Annotated in this window: 16 protein-coding genes; 12 read left to right on the top strand and 4 right to left on the bottom strand. The window is 71.7% G+C overall.

Going from position 1 to position 17891, the window contains the following annotated elements; translation table 11 throughout:
- Window position 1: 1 nt before the first annotated feature.
- From DEI84_RS02720 to DEI84_RS15895, 3 genes are all read left to right on the top strand, one after another.
- A complete protein-coding gene (locus DEI84_RS02720) occupies window positions 2–496 on the top strand; it encodes a peptide deformylase (protein ID WP_110889600.1) in 495 nt (164 codons plus the stop codon).
- A 133-nt stretch (window positions 497–629) separates the two neighbouring features.
- Window positions 630–2138 (top strand): hypothetical protein, encoded by a 1509-nt coding sequence (locus tag DEI84_RS02725; protein ID WP_110889601.1) that lies wholly within the window; start codon window positions 630–632, stop codon window positions 2136–2138.
- A gap of 135 nt (window positions 2139–2273) precedes the next feature.
- The gene (locus DEI84_RS15895; protein ID WP_258368247.1) at window positions 2274–2405 is read left to right on the top strand and encodes a hypothetical protein; all 132 of its coding nucleotides are present in this window, start codon (window positions 2274–2276) and stop codon (window positions 2403–2405) included.
- 132 nt (window positions 2406–2537) lie between these two features.
- Here the strand turns inward: DEI84_RS15895 and DEI84_RS02730 are convergent, their stop codons facing one another.
- Window positions 2538–4424, bottom strand: coding sequence for an AMP-dependent synthetase/ligase (locus DEI84_RS02730; RefSeq protein ID WP_375537638.1), 1887 nt, complete (start codon window positions 4422–4424; stop codon window positions 2538–2540).
- 141 nt (window positions 4425–4565) lie between these two features.
- Between DEI84_RS02730 and DEI84_RS02735 the strand changes: the two genes are divergently transcribed.
- From DEI84_RS02735 to DEI84_RS02745, 3 genes are all read left to right on the top strand, one after another.
- Window positions 4566–5519 (top strand): ROK family protein, encoded by a 954-nt coding sequence (locus DEI84_RS02735; protein ID WP_110825507.1) that lies wholly within the window; start codon window positions 4566–4568, stop codon window positions 5517–5519.
- Window positions 5520–5545: 26 nt separating this feature from the next.
- Window positions 5546–6271 carry a 1-acyl-sn-glycerol-3-phosphate acyltransferase gene (locus DEI84_RS02740; RefSeq protein WP_110889603.1) on the top strand — a complete coding sequence of 242 codons (726 nt, stop codon included), beginning with the start codon at window positions 5546–5548 and terminating at the stop codon, window positions 6269–6271.
- Window positions 6272–6388: 117 nt separating this feature from the next.
- Window positions 6389–7732 (top strand): class II 3-deoxy-7-phosphoheptulonate synthase, encoded by a 1344-nt coding sequence (locus DEI84_RS02745; protein WP_110889856.1) that lies wholly within the window; start codon window positions 6389–6391, stop codon window positions 7730–7732.
- Window positions 7733–7860: 128 nt separating this feature from the next.
- Here DEI84_RS02745 and pknB read toward each other — a convergent pair whose 3' ends face one another.
- Window positions 7861–9900 carry a Stk1 family PASTA domain-containing Ser/Thr kinase gene (pknB, locus tag DEI84_RS02750; protein ID WP_110889857.1) on the bottom strand — a complete coding sequence of 680 codons (2040 nt, stop codon included), beginning with the start codon at window positions 9898–9900 and terminating at the stop codon, window positions 7861–7863.
- A 113-nt stretch (window positions 9901–10013) separates the two neighbouring features.
- Window positions 10014–11270 carry a LysM peptidoglycan-binding domain-containing protein gene (locus tag DEI84_RS02755; protein ID WP_258371681.1) on the bottom strand — a complete coding sequence of 419 codons (1257 nt, stop codon included), beginning with the start codon at window positions 11268–11270 and terminating at the stop codon, window positions 10014–10016.
- Between the two features lie 224 nt (window positions 11271–11494).
- Between DEI84_RS02755 and DEI84_RS02760 the strand changes: the two genes are divergently transcribed.
- A complete protein-coding gene (locus DEI84_RS02760) occupies window positions 11495–11857 on the top strand; it encodes an Rv2175c family DNA-binding protein (RefSeq protein ID WP_110825263.1) in 363 nt (120 codons plus the stop codon).
- Between the two features lie 83 nt (window positions 11858–11940).
- On the opposite strand, the gene DEI84_RS02765 is transcribed toward DEI84_RS02760, so the two are convergent.
- Window positions 11941–13059 (bottom strand): polyprenyl synthetase family protein, encoded by a 1119-nt coding sequence (locus DEI84_RS02765; protein WP_110889604.1) that lies wholly within the window; start codon window positions 13057–13059, stop codon window positions 11941–11943.
- Window positions 13060–13143: 84 nt separating this feature from the next.
- On the opposite strand from DEI84_RS02765, the gene DEI84_RS02770 reads away from it, so the two are divergent.
- The 5 genes from DEI84_RS02770 (at window position 13144) to DEI84_RS02790 (ending at window position 17861) form a co-directional block, all read left to right on the top strand.
- Window positions 13144–13545, top strand: a complete 402-nt coding sequence (locus tag DEI84_RS02770; protein WP_110825265.1) for a DUF3040 domain-containing protein — start codon at window positions 13144–13146, stop codon at window positions 13543–13545.
- 291 nt (window positions 13546–13836) lie between these two features.
- Window positions 13837–14268: a division/cell wall cluster transcriptional repressor MraZ gene (gene mraZ / locus DEI84_RS02775; RefSeq protein ID WP_110825266.1), complete on the top strand. Its 432-nt coding sequence runs from the start codon at window positions 13837–13839 to the stop codon at window positions 14266–14268.
- Between the two features lie 105 nt (window positions 14269–14373).
- The gene (rsmH, locus tag DEI84_RS02780; protein WP_110889605.1) at window positions 14374–15327 is read left to right on the top strand and encodes a 16S rRNA (cytosine(1402)-N(4))-methyltransferase RsmH; all 954 of its coding nucleotides are present in this window, start codon (window positions 14374–14376) and stop codon (window positions 15325–15327) included.
- A gap of 1 nt (window position 15328) precedes the next feature.
- Complete coding sequence (locus DEI84_RS15575; RefSeq protein WP_181420331.1) at window positions 15329–16057, top strand: hypothetical protein; 729 nt, start codon at window positions 15329–15331, stop codon at window positions 16055–16057.
- Window positions 16058–16091: 34 nt separating this feature from the next.
- Complete coding sequence (locus DEI84_RS02790; protein ID WP_110889607.1) at window positions 16092–17861, top strand: penicillin-binding protein 2; 1770 nt, start codon at window positions 16092–16094, stop codon at window positions 17859–17861.
- The last annotated feature ends 30 nt before the right edge of the window (window positions 17862–17891 follow it).

Genomic DNA, 17891 nt, shown 5'->3' on the forward strand with positions numbered 1-17891 from the left:
CGTGACCGTCCGTCCCATCCGCCTGTTCGGCGACCCCGTCCTCCGCTCACCGGCCGATCCCGTCCGGATCGGTTCCGAGGGGGTCCGCGAACTCGTCCAGGACCTCGTCGACACCGTCAAGGAGCCCGGTCGTGCCGGCGTCGCGGCGCCGCAGATCGGTGTCGGACTCCGTGCGTTCTCCTACAACGTCGACGGCGAGGTCGGGTACGTCCTCAACCCGGAGCTCGTCGAGACCGCGGGCGAGCCCGAGCTCATGGACGAGGGGTGCCTGTCGGTGCCGGGTCTGGCGTACCCGACGCGACGGTTCCCCTACGCCAAGGTGCGCGGCGTCGACGTCGACGGTGCCGAGGTCGTGCTCGAGGGCACCGGCCTGATGGCGGAGGCCCTGCAACACGAGTGCGACCACCTCGACGGCACGGTGTACGTGATGACGCTCGACCCGGAGACCCGGCGGCAGGCGCTGCGGGACATCCGCGCGCAGGACTGGTTCCACTGACCGCCGAACGCCGACCACCCCCCCCGAACTGGAGCGGGTTTGTCCGCTCAAGGGCGGACAGACCCAGGCGCCGGCGTTGTGTACGGTCACCTGGTACCGCCGCCGTGGCGGTCCAGGTCAGGGGATCAGCAGCATGCAGCAGCGCCGCCCGGCGACACGTCGTCGTACCGCAGCAGTCATCGTCACCGCCGCCCTCGCGGCACTCGTGGGCACCACCGTCAGCGTCGTGCCCGATGCCGCACCCGCGGCCGCCGCCACGCGGGAGGTCGAGTCGCCGGACTTCGCCTCGGAGGTCTACGGCGACCCGTGGAACTACTCGAACACCGCCGACCAGAACACCGACTCGGTCGGGACCCCCACGTCCGTGAAGGCGGGGAAGCTCCAGGTCGCGCTCCGTTCGGGCGACGCGGTGTCGCTGGTCGACACCATCAGCGGGAGCCTGCCGTACGGCCGTGACGGTGCCGCGAAGCCCGTCGACGCTTCCCGGTACAAGCGGCTGTCGTTCAAGATGGACCAGCCGTTCGACCGCCAGATCGGCGCGGTGTGGTGGTGGACCTGCCGCGAGAAGACCTCCGAGTGCGGCGGCGGCATCACGTTCCCGGTCACTCCCGGCAACAAGGTCTACGACCTGTCCCTGGCCTCCTCGACCCTGCAGTCCAAGCGGGCCTGGTCCGGCAAGATCGTCGCGCTCCGTCTCGACCCGGTCGTCCTGCCCGCCGGCAAGACCGGGACCGCGCGCATCGACTGGACCCGCCTGCACGGCACCGGCGGGGCGCACGCCGCCTACCCGGCCGGCACCTACGGCACCACCACCGTCGTGCGCCGGCCGCGCCCGGTGGTCGACTCGCCCAACGTGCGCCAGGGCGTCGACCTGGCGACGCGACAGCGCGGGAAGCCCTGGGTCTTCACCACCGCCGACAACGCGAGCGGTGTCGGCGTCAAGTACGCCACCGTGCTCGGGTACGGCGGACGGGGCATGACCGCGCGGAACTCCGGTCAGTACCCCGGCGACTCGCAGTTGACACTGCCGGTGTCGAAGTTCGCCGCGGACACGTACCACAACCTGTCGGTGGAGTACTCGTACGACGGGTCGTTCTCGCTCGCGGGCACACCGGGCGGCGGGAAGATGGCACGGCTCATCTGGTGGGACCAGTCGTCGACCGTGCCGCAGATCGGCAACGACATGCTCACCTGGTCGGGCGTGAACGCCAAGCGGATCGACATCGACCTCAGCGCGCAGAACGACCTGGACGAGGACGCCCTCGCCCCGGAACTCGGCTGGAACGGCAGATCGATCACGCAGCTCCGCTACGACCCGAACGAGGACCCGGGAGCCCTCACCTGGCACCTCAAGGCGATCCACCTGCGGGCCGACCCCAGTTCGACCGGCCCGACGACCGTCACGTTCCACGACGCGGCCTGGGAACCGGGCGCGACGGCGGCCGTGTCGGTCGCACGGAAGGGCACCGGGGACTGGCACACGATCGCGAAGGACATCGCGGTGAAGGACGGCACGAACTCGGTCCGCTTCGCCCTGGGCTCCCTGCCCCAGGCCAAGTACCGGGTCCGTGTCGCGATCACCCACCCCGGTGTCTCGACCGTCCGGGCCGTGTCGTCCGCCGTGGTGATGATGCGCCGCTGAGCAGCCATGACCGGCGTCCCTCCGACGCCGGTCATGACACCCGGACGCGGGATTGTCAGGACAGCCAGATCACGCGGTAGCGTGTGCGGGTCGGTCTCCCGCCGACCTCACATCCCACGCACGAGGACGAGCACGATGGCACCTCAGAACGACGAGCTCAGCTCGCACCGCACCCGCACCAACCGACTCCCGGAGCCGACCTCGTCCGGCCCCGCCGCGACCGCGGTGCTCGATCCGATCGACTCCCCGGAGGTCCCGCAGGCCTGAGTCGTGTGGGGCCGGCCAGCAGCGCTTGCGGCGCCTCGGTCCCCCCACAGACGACGCACTGGAGGCCCGTCACCCGTCTCGCAGACGGGTGACGGGCCTCCAGGCGGTCGAGCCGCGGGACCGTCAGCGCTGTCAGGGCCGCCGACGCGACGGCACGACCGGCGTCGACGTCGTCTGCACGGCCGACCCCGAGTAGATGTGCTCGACGTCGGCTGAGAAGTCCCGGAGGACGACCGCCCGCTTGATCGTCAGCTTCGGCGTGAGGTGACCGGAGGCCTCGGTGAGGTCCGCGTCGACGACGGAGAAGGACCGGACCGACTCGGCGCGGGAGACCCGGCTGTTCGCGGCGTCCACCGCCTCCTGGACGGCCTGCTGCACCCGCTCGTCGCGAGCGGCCTGCTGCGGGCTCAGTGCCGGTGCGATCCCGCGCGCCTCGCACCAACCGGGGAGCATCTCGCGGTCGAGCGTGACGAGCGCCGCGACGAACGGCTTGCCCTCGCCGACCACGACGACCTGCCCGACGAGCGGGTGCTCGCGGATGGCGTCCTCGAGCGGCGCCGGCGCGACGTTCTTGCCGCTCGCGGTGACGATGAGCTCCTTCGCGCGCCCGGTCACGGTGAGGACCCCGTCGGCGTCCAGCCGGCCGAGGTCGCCGGTGCGGAACCAGCCGTCGCGGAACGCCGCCGCCGTCGCCTCCGGGTTCCGCCAGTAGCGGTCGAAGACGTCGACCCCGCGGATCAGGATCTCCTGGTCGTCCGCGATCCGGACCTCCACGCCCGGCAGGGCACGACCGACGGTGCCGATCCGCAGCTCCGTCGCACGGTTCACCGTCGCGGGCGCGGTCGTCTCCGTGAGGCCGTAGCCCTCGAGGATGACGACGCCGATCGAGCGGAAGAAGTGGGACAGGCGCGGGGAGAGCGGCGCGGACCCGCTGATCGCGTAGCGGACCCGACCGCCGAGTGCGTCCCGGAGCTTCGCGTACACGAGCTTGTCGAAGAGCCGGAAGCGCAGCGTGAGGCCGAGCGGCACCCGACCGGCCGCGACGGCCTCGGAGTGCGCCACGGCGGTCGCGGCTGCCGCGCGGAAGACCCTGCCCTTGCCCCCGAGGTCGGCCTTCTGCTCGGACGAGTTGTAGATCTTCTCGAACACCCGGGGGACCGCGAGCAGGAAGGTCGGCTTGAAGGTCGACACCGCCCTGAGCAGGTCCTTCGTGTCCGGTTCGTGGCCGACGAGCACGCCGGCGGAGACCGACATCGCGGCGATGAACCGGGCGAACACGTGGGCCATCGGGATGAAGAGCAGGGTGGAGGCGTCCCCGGCCACCACCTCCGACATCGCCTCGGTGGCGTTCTCCACGGTGGCGGTGAAGTTGTCGTGCCGGAGCACGCAGCCCTTCGGGCGCCCGGTCGTCCCCGAGGTGTAGATGATCGTGGCGTCGTCGCGCCCGGACACCGTGGCCGTCCGGCCGTCGAGCTCCTCGTCGCTGACGTCCTCGCCGAGGCGGGTCAGGTCGTCGAGACCGCCGCCGTCGATCGTCCAGTGCTGGCCGAGGTGCGGCAGGTCGGCGGTGATGCCGGCGACCCGTCGGGCGTGCTCCTCCTGCTCGACGACGATCGCGACGGACTCGGAGTCGGCCAGGACGTGCCGGATCTGGTCCGGCGCGCTCGTCTCGTACACCGGGACGGACACGAGACCCGCGGTCCACACCGCGAAGTCGACGAGTGTCCACTCCATCCGCGTGCGCGAGAGGATCGCCACGTGGGCGCCGGGCTGCAGCCCCGCTGCGACGAAGCCCTTCGCGATGCCGCGGACGCGCGCGAGGACGTCGGCGGCGCTGATGCCGGTCCAGGTGTCGCCGGTGCGCTCGGCGAGGATCGGACGGTCGGGCGTGAGCTTCGCCCGGTCGGAGAGCAGGCGGGCCGCTGAACCGTGGTCCGGTGCGACCGGGCCGGCGCCGTGTTCGGCAGGGGACCCGCCCCTGCTGGTGGACGTGGTGCGGTCGGCACGCTGATCGGTCACGGCAACTCCCTCGTCGGCCGGTTCGATGTGAGTCCGCTCATCGTCGAGACGGCTCACACTCAGCATAGGACGACTCCTCCGGAGTTCGGTGAGCGTCCACCCGTTCGGTGCGCCGCCACCGAACCGGTAGGCTGCGTCTTCGTGCATGCCATCGGAATCGACATCGGGGGCACCAAGATCGCGGGAGCGGTCGTCACGGAGCTCGGCGAGATCCTCGCCGAGGACCGCGTCGCCACGAACGCTGCGGACCCGATCGCCATGCTCGACGACGTCGTGTCGATGGTCGAGCGCCTCAGCCTCCAGCACCAGGTCGGTGCGGTGGGGGTCGCGGCGCCGGGCTTCATCGACGCATCGCAGTCGATCGTCTACTACACGCCGAACATCCGCTGGCGGAACGAACCCCTGCGCCAGAAGCTGCAGGAGCGTCTCGGCGACCTGCACATCACCGTCGACAACGACGCGAACGCCGCCGGGTGGGCCGAGTTCCGCTTCGGTGCCGGTCGCCTGGTGTCGGACATGACCATGCTGACGATCGGCACCGGTGTCGGGGGCGCGATCGTCACCGAGGACCGCCTGTTCCGTGGCGGGTTCGGCACCGGCGGCGAGATCGGGCACCTCCGCATCGTCCCGAACGGCCTGCCCTGTGGGTGCGGCGCGCGCGGGTGCATCGAGCAGTACGGCTCGGGCCGCGCCCTCCAGCGGATGGCGAACGACGTCGCGGACGCCGGTGGCATCGGCGTGGCACTGGCCGAGGCCCGTGACGCGAACGGCGGCCACCTGGACGGCGCGGTCGTCGGGGACCTCATCCTGGCCGACGACCCCGGCGCCCTCGCCGCGCTGCGTCGGCTCGGACGGCACCTGGGCGAGGCGTGCGCGTCGTTGTCCGCGGTGCTCGACCCGCAGCTGTTCGTGTTCGGCGGCGGGGTCGCCAGCGCCGGGGACCGGCTGCTCGAGCCGATCAAGCAGGCGTACCTCAACAACCTCCCGGCCCGCGGCTACCACCCGGAGCCGGACTTCGTGATCGCCGAGCTCGTCAACGACGCGGGGGTGGTCGGTGCCGCCGACCTCGCCCGCATCCACGCCCGCACGGCCTGACCACACCCCACCCGACGGAGTCGACGATGCTCTACTGGCTGCTGAAGAACTTCGTGCTCGGCCCGCTCATCCTGACGCTGTTCCGGCCGTGGGTGATCGGCCGCGAGAACGTCCCGCGGTCCGGGCCGGTCATCTTCGCGTCGAACCACGTGTCGTTCATCGACTCCGTGATCCTGCCCGCCGTGCTCGACCGGCGGATGTCGTTCCTCGCGAAGAGCGACTACTTCACCGGCCGCGGGCTGAAGGGCTGGGCGACGAAGACGTTCTTCAACGCGATCGGGCAGCTCCCCATCGACCGCTCCGGCGGCAAGGCATCGGAGGCCTCGCTCCGCACCGGGCTGCAGGTCCTGGCCCGCGGCGAGCAGCTCGGCATCTACCCGGAGGGCACGCGCAGCCCGGACGGCAAGCTCTACCGCGGCCGGACCGGCATCGCCCGGATGGTCCTGGAGGGCCGGGTCGTCGTCGTGCCCGTCGCGATGGTCGGCACCCGCGAGGTCCAGCAGATCGGCCAGAAGTTCCCGAAGTTCAAGCGCGTCGGCGTCGTCTTCGGCAAGCCGCTCGACTTCTCCCGCTTCGAGGGACTCGAGACCGACCGCTTCATCCTCCGCAGCGTGACGGACGAGATCATGCACGAGCTCCGCGGGCTGAGCCGGCAGGAGTACGAAGACGTCTACGCGACGAGCGTCAAGGAGCGCGCGACGACCGCCCGGGAGACCGTCATGCGGGAGCGTCGGGTCACACCCGGACGGTAGGCTCGGACAGTCCCACAACCGTCGGGACGCCGTCCCGGCGACGGCCGCGTGCGACCAGAACACCGAGGTGCAGCCTTGTCCGAGTCGATCGACTCCCTCACCCTGCAGGACCCTGACGTGATCGCGGGGCTCGACCACTGGCGCACGCTCCCGATCAAGCAGCAGCCGACCTGGCCGGACCCCGCCGCTGCCGAGGCCGCCTCCGCGGAGATCGCCACGCTGCCGCCGCTCGTCTTCGCGGGCGAGGTCGACCAGCTGCGCGACCGCCTGGCCGCCGCCGCCCAGGGCAGGGCGTTCCTGCTGCAGGGCGGCGACTGCGCCGAGACCTTCGCCGGCGCCACCGCGGACTCGATCCGCGACCGCGTGAAGACCATCCTGCAGATGGCCGTCGTGCTCACCTACGGTGCGTCGACCCCGGTCATCAAGATGGGCCGCATGGCCGGGCAGTTCGCGAAGCCCCGGTCGAGCGACCTCGAGACCCGGGGGGACGTCACCCTGCCGGCCTACCGCGGTGACATCGTGAACGGGTACGACTTCACCCCGGAGTCCCGCCAGGCCGACCCGCGTCGGCTCGTGCAGGGCTACCACACGGCGGCGTCCACCCTGAACCTCGTCCGCGCCTTCACGCAGGGCGGGTTCGCCGACCTGCGCCAGGTGCACTCGTGGAACAAGGGCTTCGCGGCGAACCCGGCGAACGCCCGGTACGAGAACCTGGCGGCCGAGATCGACCGTGCCATCCAGTTCATGGCCGCGTGCGGCGCCGACTTCGAGGCGCTCAAGCACGTCGAGTTCTACGCCTCGCACGAGGGCCTGCTCATGGACTACGAGCGCCCGATGACCCGGATCGACTCCCGGTCGGGTCAGGCGTACGACACGTCCGGCCACTTCATCTGGATCGGGGAGCGCACCCGCGACCTCGACGGGGCGCACGTCGACTTCCTGTCCCGCGTGCGGAACCCGATCGGCGTCAAGCTCGGGCCGACGACGAGCGTCGACGACATGCGGGCCCTCATCGAGAAGCTCGACCCGGAGCGCGAGCCGGGCCGCCTGACCTTCATCACCCGGATGGGTGCCGGCAGGATCCGCGACGAGCTCCCGAAGCTGCTCGAAGCGGTCAAGGGCATGGACGCGAACCCGCTCTGGGTGACCGACCCGATGCACGGCAACGGGCTCACCACGCCGAACGGGTACAAGACCCGCCGGTTCGACGACGTCGTGGACGAGGTCCTCGGGTTCTTCGAGGTGCACCGCGCGGTCGGCACGTACCCGGGCGGCATGCACGTCGAGCTCACGGGCGACGACGTCACCGAGTGCCTGGGCGGCTCGGAGCACATCGACGAGGCGACCCTCGCGACCCGGTACGAGTCGCTGTGCGACCCGCGCCTCAACCACATGCAGTCGCTCGAGCTCGCCTTCCTGGTGGCCGAGGAGCTCCGCGCGCACCCGTCCGTCGCGCGCTGATCGACGCCGCCACCAGCGGCGGTCGCCCCGACGCACCCCGCTGACGGACGGGAGGCCCGACACCGGACCGGTGACGGGTTTCCCGTCCGTCCGGCCTCCCGTCCGTCAGGCATCCCGCCCGACGGGGGCTACTGGTCGTAGGCCAGGGTGACGGTGTCGCCCTTGTGCACGGTGGTGCCCGGCACCGGGTCGGTCGAGCGCACGGGGAGCTTGCTCTCCCAGTCGTAGAACCCGCAGAGGATGTTCGTGCAGTCGGGGTAGGTGACCTCGAGGCCGAGCGCCTCGAGCCTCGCGCGCGCCTCGTCGACGGTGTCGCCGGAGACGTCGGGGAGGGTGATCGGCGCCGGTCCCTGCGAGACGACGACGTCCACGGCCGAGCCCTTCACCGCCGGGTCGTCGGTCACCGTCGCGGACATGACCTGGCCGGTCGGGACGTCCTCGCTGTACTGCTGCGTCTGGGCACCGAGCTCGAGGCCGACGGCGGCGAGGGCGGCCCTGGCGTCGTCGACGGTCTTCCCGGTGACGTCCGGGACGGCTCCGAGTGAGACGGTCAGGGTCACCGGTCCGCGTTCGGGGTAGCGCTCGACCGTGGTCAGGTCGACGGCGCCGGAGCCGTCCCGGCCGGTCGCGGCGATCACGGTTTCGGCGGGCACGTCGGCGGAGAACTCGTACCGCGGGTCCTGCAGCCGGAAGTCGTCGTCCAGGGCGGCCTGCGCGGTGGAGACAGACTGGCCGACGATCGCCGGGAGGGCGATCATGCGGGGGCCGCTCGAGACGACGATGCGGACCGCCGTGCCCTTCCGGACCTCGCGGTCGGTGGGCGGCTGGGTCGCGGTGACCAGGCCGGCCTCGACGGACAGGTCGGGACGGCTGGTCGTCGCGGCCGCGGCACGCAGGCCGGTCGACTCGAGGCTCTGGCGCACCTGCTGGACGGTCTTGCCGGCGACGGCGGGGATCCGGACGTTGCCGCCGGGGCCGGGGCCGTACCACGCGGCGATGCCCGCGCCGACGAGCGCGAGGACGACCACGACCACGAGGGCGATCCACCCGCGCTTCCGCCGCTTGACGGACTTGTCCGCGAGCCGCTGCCCGGCGGGGGAGAGCGCGGCGGTGACGGTGCCGGTCCGTCGCGGCCCGGGTGCCGATCGGCCGCCGGGCCGACGCGGCGGGGTCTCCTGCGTCCCGCGGCGGTCGAGCACCGTAGTGTCGTGTTCGCTCGCGTCCTCGACGTCGCCGCCGGACGTCGCGGCGCCGGCCCTGCCACCCGACGGGAGGATCGCGGTCGCGTTCTCGGGGCGGAGGACGGCCGTCCGATACTGGCCGGTGGCGCGCTGCTGCCCGCCGGCCATGTGGTCGAGCATCTCGCGGGCGTCACGGGGTCGGTCGCGGGGGTCCCGCGCGGTGGCCCAGGCGACGAGGTCGTCGAGCTCCGCCGGGACGCCGGGCAGCGCGGCGCTCGGCGCCGGGACGGTGCCGTTGGCGTGCTGGTAGGCGATCTGCATGGGCTGCTCGCCCTTGTAGGGCTGCTCGCCGGTGAGCATCTCGTAGAGCATGATGCCGAGCGCGTAGATGTCGCTCCGCGAGTCCGCGGCGCCACGGGTGACGAGTTCGGGGGAGAGGTACGCGATGGTCCCGAGCAGAGCCGCGCCCGTGGCCGTGTTCGCGGTGGTGGCGCGGGCGAGCCCGAAGTCGCCGAGCTTGATCCGGCCGTCGTCGGCGAGCAGCACGTTCTCGGGCTTCAGGTCGCGGTGCACGATCCCGGCGCGGTGCGCGGACGCCAGCCCGGCCAGGACGGCCCGGAGGATGTCGGTCGCCTGCTCCGGCGTGAGGGCGCGGTGCTCCTGCAGGAGGTCGCGGAGCGTGATGCCCGGGATGTACTCCATGACGATGTAGACGCAGTCGTCCTCGGCACCCTGGTCGTAGACGCCGACGAGGTTGGGGTGGGAGAGGCGGGCGGCCGAACGGGCCTCCTGGATGAACCGCTCCCGGAACGCCTGGTCGTCCGCGAGGTGGCCGTGCATGATCTTGACGGCGACGCGGCGCTCGAGGCGGACGTCGGTGGCGAGGTACACGGTCGCCATGCCGCCCCGCGCGATGCGGGAGCGGACGCGGTACCGCTGATCGATCATGCGACCGATCATCGGGTCCGTGGCGGCGTTCGTGGTCATCTGCGGCATTCTACGAAGCGGTGCATCGGACGAGCACACCGGCGCACCGGTCGTTACACGATCTCGACCGGAGGGATGACCCGGGGGTCGCGGTCAGGCCGGGGACGACCGGCTCAGAGCGAGCGCAGCCAGGCGGTCGCCGACTGCTCCCACTGGGCGTAGGCCTTCGGGTACGCGGACAGCTGGACGGCCTGGGCGGCCTCGGTGACGCTCATCGACGACCAGCCGGGGACGTCGAGGAGCCCCTGGGTGACGCCCGGGTTGGGGTTCCGCGAGCCGCCGAAGAACAGCTCCGAGGCGTACACGGTGTCCTGGAGCTGCGCGGGCGTCCCCCAGCCCTGGCTCGGCCGCTGCTGGAACAGCCCGACCGAGTCGCGGTCGCCGTGCGCGAGGTTGCGGAGGCTCGACTCCTGCATCGCCGTCGCCAGCGCGATGACGAGCCCGCGGTCGGGCACCCCGAGCGACCGGCCGACGCGGACGATGGTCGCCGCGTTCGCGCGCTGTTCGCTGGACAGGGACGGCCCGCTCGTCGGGAGGACCAGGGTGCCGCCGGCGTAGATCGTGCTCGTGTAGGTCAGGCCGTTCGCGGCGAGCAGGGACGCGACGGACACACCGTGGGTCGTCGCGACCGATGCGATGGTGTCGCCGTCACCGATCGTGACCGAGCCGCCGCGGACGACGGCCGACGACGTGGTCGGGCCGGCGGACGGTGCCACGGGCCCGGCGGTGGTCGCGGTCTTCGTCGCGCTCGCGGTGCCGGCGGGGACGCGGAGGGTCTGGCCCGGGTAGATGACGCTGCGCTGGGACAGCTCGTTCGCGGTGAGGAGCGCGGCGGTCGAGACGCCGACCTTGGCGGCGATCCCCGAGACGGTGTCGCCCTGCTTGACGTGGTAGCTCGCGGTGCCGGACGCCGTGGACTGCGCGGCGCCGACCGGGGTCGATGCGAGGCGGAGCGTCTGCCCGGCGTGGATGATCGTGTTCCAGCCGAGGCCGTTGCGGACGAGGATCTCCTGCGCGGAGAGGCCGTACCGGGCCGCGATGCCGGAGACGGTGTCGCCCTGCTGCACCGTGTACGTCGTCGGCGCGGCGGTGCGCGTCGCGGCGACGGTGGTGGCGACCGGCGTCGCGGGGCGCGCCACGGCCGTGGCGAACACCGGGCGTGACCCGAGGTCCCGGTCCACGTGGACGTCCCGGTCCGCGTCGACGTGACGCTTCCCGGTGTCGTCGTCGTGGCGCTGCTCGGCGTGCGCGATCGGTCCGGTCAGCCCGGCGGTCACGGCGATCGTGCCGGCCAGGACGATCGGCATGGTGGCGAAGCGGGCGGAGCGGATGCGGCGCGCTGCCTCGTCTGCGGTCGTGTCCCTGTCCACGGTCGTTCTCCTGTCTCCGCACGTCGTCGGCACGGGGTGGCTCTGGCGGCCGTGCGCGCACGTCACGCACAGGTGACCACACGCTGACACGCCGGTGTTCCCAAGTCAACCAGAGAGTCGGGTGATGCGCGTGTGACTGCTGTGACTCAGCGGGGAATCGGCCGCCCGACACGACGCTGTTCACCGCCGTGGTGTGCTGCGCGAGCCCGCCCGGCTCTGGCACGATGGTCCCCGTGAGTGCCCTTCCCGGAGACGACGCCCTGTCCGAACGCTGGTTGACCGTGCCCGACCTGGTCGACCTGCTGGGGGTGAGCCCCGGCCGTGTCCACCGTCTGTTCGAGGAGCGCACGCTGCTCCCCGCCCGCGTCGACGGCGTGCTCCGCGTCCCCGTCGAGTTCCTCGACGGCACCGAGCCGCTGCCCGCGTTGCGCGGCACCCTCATCGTCCTCGGCGACAACGGGCTCACCGACGACGAGGCCGTGCGGTGGATGCTGACGCACGACGACGCGATGGGGACGACGCCCGTCGCCGCCCTGCGCGCCAACCGCAAGGCGGAAGTGCGCCGCGCGGCCCAGGCACTGCTCTAGACGCGACCGCCCGACGGACGGGAGGCCCGGGTACCAGCTGGTACCCGGGCCTCCCGTCCGTCTGCGGTGCCGCGCGCGCCCGGTCAGGCGGAGCGGTTGCTGACGGTGTCGGCGAGGGCCGCGAGCTGGTCGCGCGCCGAGGGGGTGAGCGGTGCGGCGTCGAGGGCGGCCTTGGCACGCTGGACGTGCCGGTCGATCGAGCGTTCGACCGCGCTGACCGCACCCGACTCGGTGAGCGTCGCGCGGAGCATCTGCACCTGGTCGTCGTCGAGGTCCGGGTCACCGAGGAGCTCGTCGAGCAGCTGCCGTGCACCGACCGGCAGGGCCTTGCGGGCGGTGGCGACGAGGACGGTGCGCTTGCCCTCGCGGAGGTCGTCGCCGGCGGGCTTGCCGGTCACCTCGGGGTCACCGAAGACCCCGAGCATGTCGTCGCGCAGCTGGTAGGCCACGCCGAGGGGGAGACCGAAGGACCGCAGGCCGTCGAGCTGGTTCGCACTCGCGCCGGCGATGAGCGCTCCGATGAGCAGCGGTGCCTCCACCGAGTACTTGGCGGACTTGAAGACGATCACCCGCTGCGCGCGGACGAGCTGTTCGGCGTCGTCCACGGTCGGCCAGGCGGTCTCCTCGTGGATGTCGAGGTACTGCCCGGCGGTGACCTCGAGCCGCATCGCGTGGAACTCCTGCCGCACGATGCGCGCCCGGACGGGGTCGAGGAGGGCGAGGGCCTCGTCGAACACGGCGTCGCTCAGCGAGAGCAGCAGGTCCCCGAGCAGCAGGGCCGCGTTCGTGCCGTAGAGCGCGCGGTCTCCGACCCAGCCGGACTCGGCGTGGAGCGACTCGTACCGGCGGTGGGCGGCGGGACGCCCGCGACGGGTGTCCGACCGGTCCATGATGTCGTCGTGCACGAGGGCCGCGGCGTGGAAGACCTCGAGCGCGGCGGCGGCGGTGACGACGGCCTCGGCGGTCGTCTGGCGGGACCCCTCGGACAGTGGGTCGAACGAGCCGGAGCGTCCGGCGACGGACTGCCAGCCCCAGTAGCAGAACAGGGCGCGGAAGCGCTTGCCGCCGCCGAGCAGGTCACGCGCGAACGTGTCGAAGGGGAGCAGGTCCGGACTGATCGCCGCGAGGCGGTCGCGCTGCTCGTCGAGAGCCCGATCGATCCGCGCCGAGACGAGGTCCACTAATCGCGTACTCTCAGCCACGGTCCTTACCTTAGTGGGTGGCCCGGTCGTAAGATCGATCCACCCCTTCCACCGCGTCGATCCCAGGAACAAGAGGGAACCAAGATGCCGCTCTCGGAGCAAGAGCAACGACTCCTCGAAGAGATGGAGCGGAGCCTCTACCAGAACGACTCCGACTTCGTGGCGCGCGTCAGTCGCCGCCAGGGCCGTCCGACGTACACCGCGATCACGATCGGCGTCCTGATCGGCCTCGTCGGCGTCGGGGTGATCGTGCTGGGCCTGGTCATCAAGCAGCCCCTGATCGGCGTGCTGGGCTTCGTCGTCATGCTCGGCGGGGTCCTCTTCGCCCTGCGCCCCGGTGGTCGTACCCCGACCGCTCGCCCGACCCGGACCGCGTCGTCCGGACCAGGAGCCCGCGGTGGGGCCCGTCCCGCACGGGGTTCATCCGGCGGCTCCTTCATCGACCGGATGAACGAGCGCTGGGACAAGCGCAACCAGCAGGACTAGCTCCTCCACATCCCTCCACGGGGTCGGCCTTCCGAGGCCGGCCCCGTTTTTCTGTGCCCTCCGGGCGGTCTCGGCGCCCTCGGCCCGCGGATTCCCCTCCACTCCGCTCCACCGGCGGCCGTCACGCCACGATCCGCGCAGATCCGGGGTCGCGGGCGTGGTCGGCGCACGCTGGAGACCCCCAGTAGGGGTGCCGGGGCACCCGAGTGGGGCGTTTGCACAGCGGAGTGGAGGGAAGTGGAGTACCGTGGGGGATGACGACGACGAGTGGAGCTGAGGGGAGGCCCCGACGTGCTGCTCGGTACCCATGCCCCGAAGCTCGACGAGAAGGGTCGCGTGATCCTCCCCGCCAAGTTCCGGGACGAACTGTCCGGGGGACTCGTCATGACCCGCGGCCAGGAGCGGTGCGTGGTCGTCTTCAGTGCCAGGACCTTCGAGGAACTCCACGAACGGATCCGCCAGGCACCGATGACGTCGAAGCGCACCCGTGACTACATGCGCCTGTTCCTCTCCGGAGCGAGCGCGGAGCAGCCCGACAAGCAGAACCGCGTCACGATCCCGCAGAACCTCCGCGAGTACGCGGGGCTCGAGCGGGACCTGACGGTCATCGGCAGCGGTGACCGTGCCGAGATCTGGTCGACCAGCGCATGGGAGGCCTACTACGCCGAGGCCGAAGAGGCCTTCGCCGAGAACGACGAGGAGGTGATCCCGGGCATCTTCTGATCCGTGGATCGGGACTCCCAGCCGTGAAGCCCTGACACACCTTCCCCGGTGTCAGGTCGCATGGATGGGGATCCGGACCCGCGGCCCAGGAGGGCAGGGGCGCAGATGAGCACACCCGAACGGTTCCCGCACACCCCCGTCATGCTCGAGCGCATCGTCGACCTCTTCACCCCGACCCTCGAGGGCCCGGGCAAGGTCGTCGTCGACGCGACGCTCGGCATGGGCGGACACTCGGCGGGCCTCCTCGAGCGGTTCCCCGACCTGACCCTGGTCGGCCTCGACCGCGACACCGACGCACTCGGCATCGCGGGGGAGCGGTTGGCTCGTTTCGGCGACCGTGTGCACCTGGTGCACACCGTGTACGACGAACTCCCGGCCGCCCTCGACGGGCTCGGCATCGCGGAGGTCGACGGGGTCCTGTTCGACCTCGGCGTCTCGTCACTCCAGCTCGACCGGGCCGAGCGCGGCTTCGCCTACAGCCAGGACGCGCCGCTCGACATGCGGATGGACCGGACGCAGGGCATCACCGCGGCCGAGGTCCTCGCCGAGTACGACGAGCGCGAACTCCGACGGATCTTCCAGCGCTACGGCGAGGAGAAGCTCGCCGGCCGCTACGCCAAGGCGATCGTCGAACGCCGGGCGACCACGCCCTTCACGATGTCCGGCGATCTCGTGCAGGTGCTCCACGACGCCACCCCCGTCGCGATCCAGCGCCAGGGGCACCCGGCCAAGCGTGTGTTCCAGGCGCTGCGGATCGAGGTCAACACCGAACTGAGCGTCCTCGAGCGCGCGATCCCCGCCGCGCTCGACCGCATCCGGGTCGGCGGCCGCCTGGTCGTCGAGTCCTACCAGTCCCTCGAGGACCGCATCGTGAAGCGGGCCCTCGTCGAGCGCACGACCTCGAGCGCACCGGCCGACCTGCCGGTGGAGCTCCCCGAGCACGCGCCGACCTTCACCCTCGTCGTCAAGGGCGCGGAACAGGCCGACGAGGCGGAACGCGCCGCCAACCCCCGAGCCACCCCCGTGCGCCTGCGCGCGGCCGAGCGGATCCGGAAGTGACATGAGCACGAACCTCGCACTCGTCGACCCTGTCGTCGCCCCGTCGCGTGCCCCCCGCCCGGACCGCGACCGCCGCCCGGAGCTCGTCGAGGTCACCCCGACGAAGGCGCAGCGGCGTGCCCGCCCCCGGGTGGCCTACGCCGTGGTGGCCATCGCGGCGCTCGGCGTCCTGCTCCTCGCGCAGCTCGGGATCAGCATGGCGCTCAGCCAGGGCGCCTACACGCTCAGCTCGCTGAAGAGCGAGCAGACCGGGCTCACGCGGACCCAGGCGTCCCTGTCCGAGGACCTCAAGGTGCTCGAGTCGCCGCAGAACCTGGCCCGGAACGCGCAGGCCCTCGGGATGATCGCGAACTCGACGCCGGTCTACCTCGACCCGAAGACGGGGACGGTGTACGGCACGCCGAAGCCCGCGACCCCGGAGGAAGCGACGGGGAACACCGCGAACCAGGTCCCGAACGCCCTGCTCGGTGACGTCCCCCTCGCAGCCCAGGCCGGGGACACCGCCACGAGCAAGGAGACCGGCGCCTCGGACAAGGCACCGGCGGCCAGCAGCCAGGCCCCTGCCGCTCCGGCGCCTGCCGCTCCGGCCGCCGCCGCTCCGGCCCCCGCAGCTCCGGCATCGGCCGCCGACGCTGGGAACACCGGCGCGGCCAGCGCGTCGGACGAGGGTTCCGCGGGGTCCTCCGTAGAGTCCGACCCGAACCAGCTCCAGGCACCCACGACCCGGTGACCCGGGGCGCAGCTCCATCCCGGAAAGGCCGCTCGTGACGAAGACCCTCCGCTCCCGCCGCCTCCGCTACAGCGTCGTGATGCTCGCCGTCATCGCGCTCGTGGCGGTGTTCGTGGTCCGCCTCGTCGACATCCAGGTCGTGCAGGCCGCGGAACTCACGAAGGCCGCCGAGTCGAAGCGCAGCATCCCCGTGACCCTGTACGGCACGCGGGGCTCGATCGTCGACCGTGACGGCACCGCACTCGCCGAGAGCGTCGTCCGGTACAACATCACGACCTCGCCCCGGTTGGTCAAGGGGTTCGAGGGGAAGCTCGGCGGCAGCCGCGTCAAGGACGTCACCGTCGAGCAGGCACTCGACGCCGTCGCGCAGGCGTCGGGCGGCGACGTCGCCGAGATGCAGGCGGCCATCGCGGCCGACCCGGGGTCGGACTTCGCCTACCTGGTCAAGGGCATCGACGTGAAGCACTACGAGGCGGTCACTGCGCTCGGCATCCCCTGGGTCTACAAGGAGCAGCAGGCTTCGCGGACGTACCCGACCGCCGCGGCGACGGGCAACATCACCGGCTTCATGGGGACGGACGGCGCCCAGGCCGGCCTCGAGCTCGCGTACCAGAAATGCCTCGCCGGCACGAACGGCTCCGAGACGTACGAGCGCGGCGAGGACGGGGTGCAGCTCCCGGGCAGCACCGTGACGAAGAAGCGGGCCAAGGACGGCGGCACGCTCGTCACCACCATCGACAGCGACCTGCAGTACATGGCGTCACAGGACATCGCCGACGCCGCGCAGCAGCTCAAGGCGGAGTCGGCGACCGCCACCGTCGTCAACGCGAAGACGGGCGAGGTGCTCGCCGTCGCGGACTACCCGACGGTCGACCCGAACGACGTCGACGCGACGACCGACCCCGGTGCGTACGGCTCGCGCGCCCTCACCGCGGCTTACGAGCCCGGCTCCACGATCAAGGCCGCGATCGCCGCCGCGCTCATCGACAAGGGGCTCGCGACCCCGACGACGCAGGCCGTGGTGCCGTACTCCAGGACGTTCCCGTGGGGCGGCACCATCCACGACTCCGAGTTCCACCCGACCGAGAACCTGACGCTCACCGGCATCCTCCGCGACTCCTCGAACGTCGGGATCACCGACCTCGGCGCGAAGCTGTCGACCCAGCAGCGGTACGACGTCATGCGCGACTTCGGCCTCTTCGAGCCCGAGCCCGCCATCGACTACCCGGGCCAGCCGACGATGGACTACGGCGCGAGCCCGCAGTGGGACCAGCAGACCGACATCAACTCCATGTTCGGACAGGGCATCGTCACGACCGCCATGCAGGTGTCGAGCGTCTACCAGACCCTCGCCAACGACGGCGTCCGGATCCCGCTCCACATGGTGAAGGGCTGCGAGACCGCGGACGGCAGGACGATCGACGCGCCCGACGTGCAGGAGAAGCGGGTCGTCTCCGAGCAGGCGGCGTCGCAGACGGTCGACATGCTGCAGAGCGTCGTCACCGGCGGCACACTCGTCGGCATGAAGCCGATCTCCGGCTACAACATCGCCGCGAAGACCGGCACGGCCGAGGTCGCGGACGGCGCGAAGGGCTACGGCGCGGAGCGCGTGATCTCGGTGGCCGGAATGGCACCCGCCGAGGACCCCCAGTATGTTGTCACGGTGACGTTCACGAAGCCGCAGACCACCAAGTGGTCGAGCGGAGCGGCTCCGGCGTTCCGCACACTCATGTCCCAGGTGCTCGAGAAGTACCGAGTCGCCCCCTCCACGACAGAGGCGCGGACCTACCCGTCCACCTGGTAGCCGCACTGTCCACGTGGTGAGGAAGAAGGA

This window comes from Curtobacterium sp. MCBD17_023 (assembly GCF_003224415.1).
In the GTDB taxonomy this organism is placed as follows: Bacteria; Actinomycetota; Actinomycetes; order Actinomycetales; family Microbacteriaceae; genus Curtobacterium.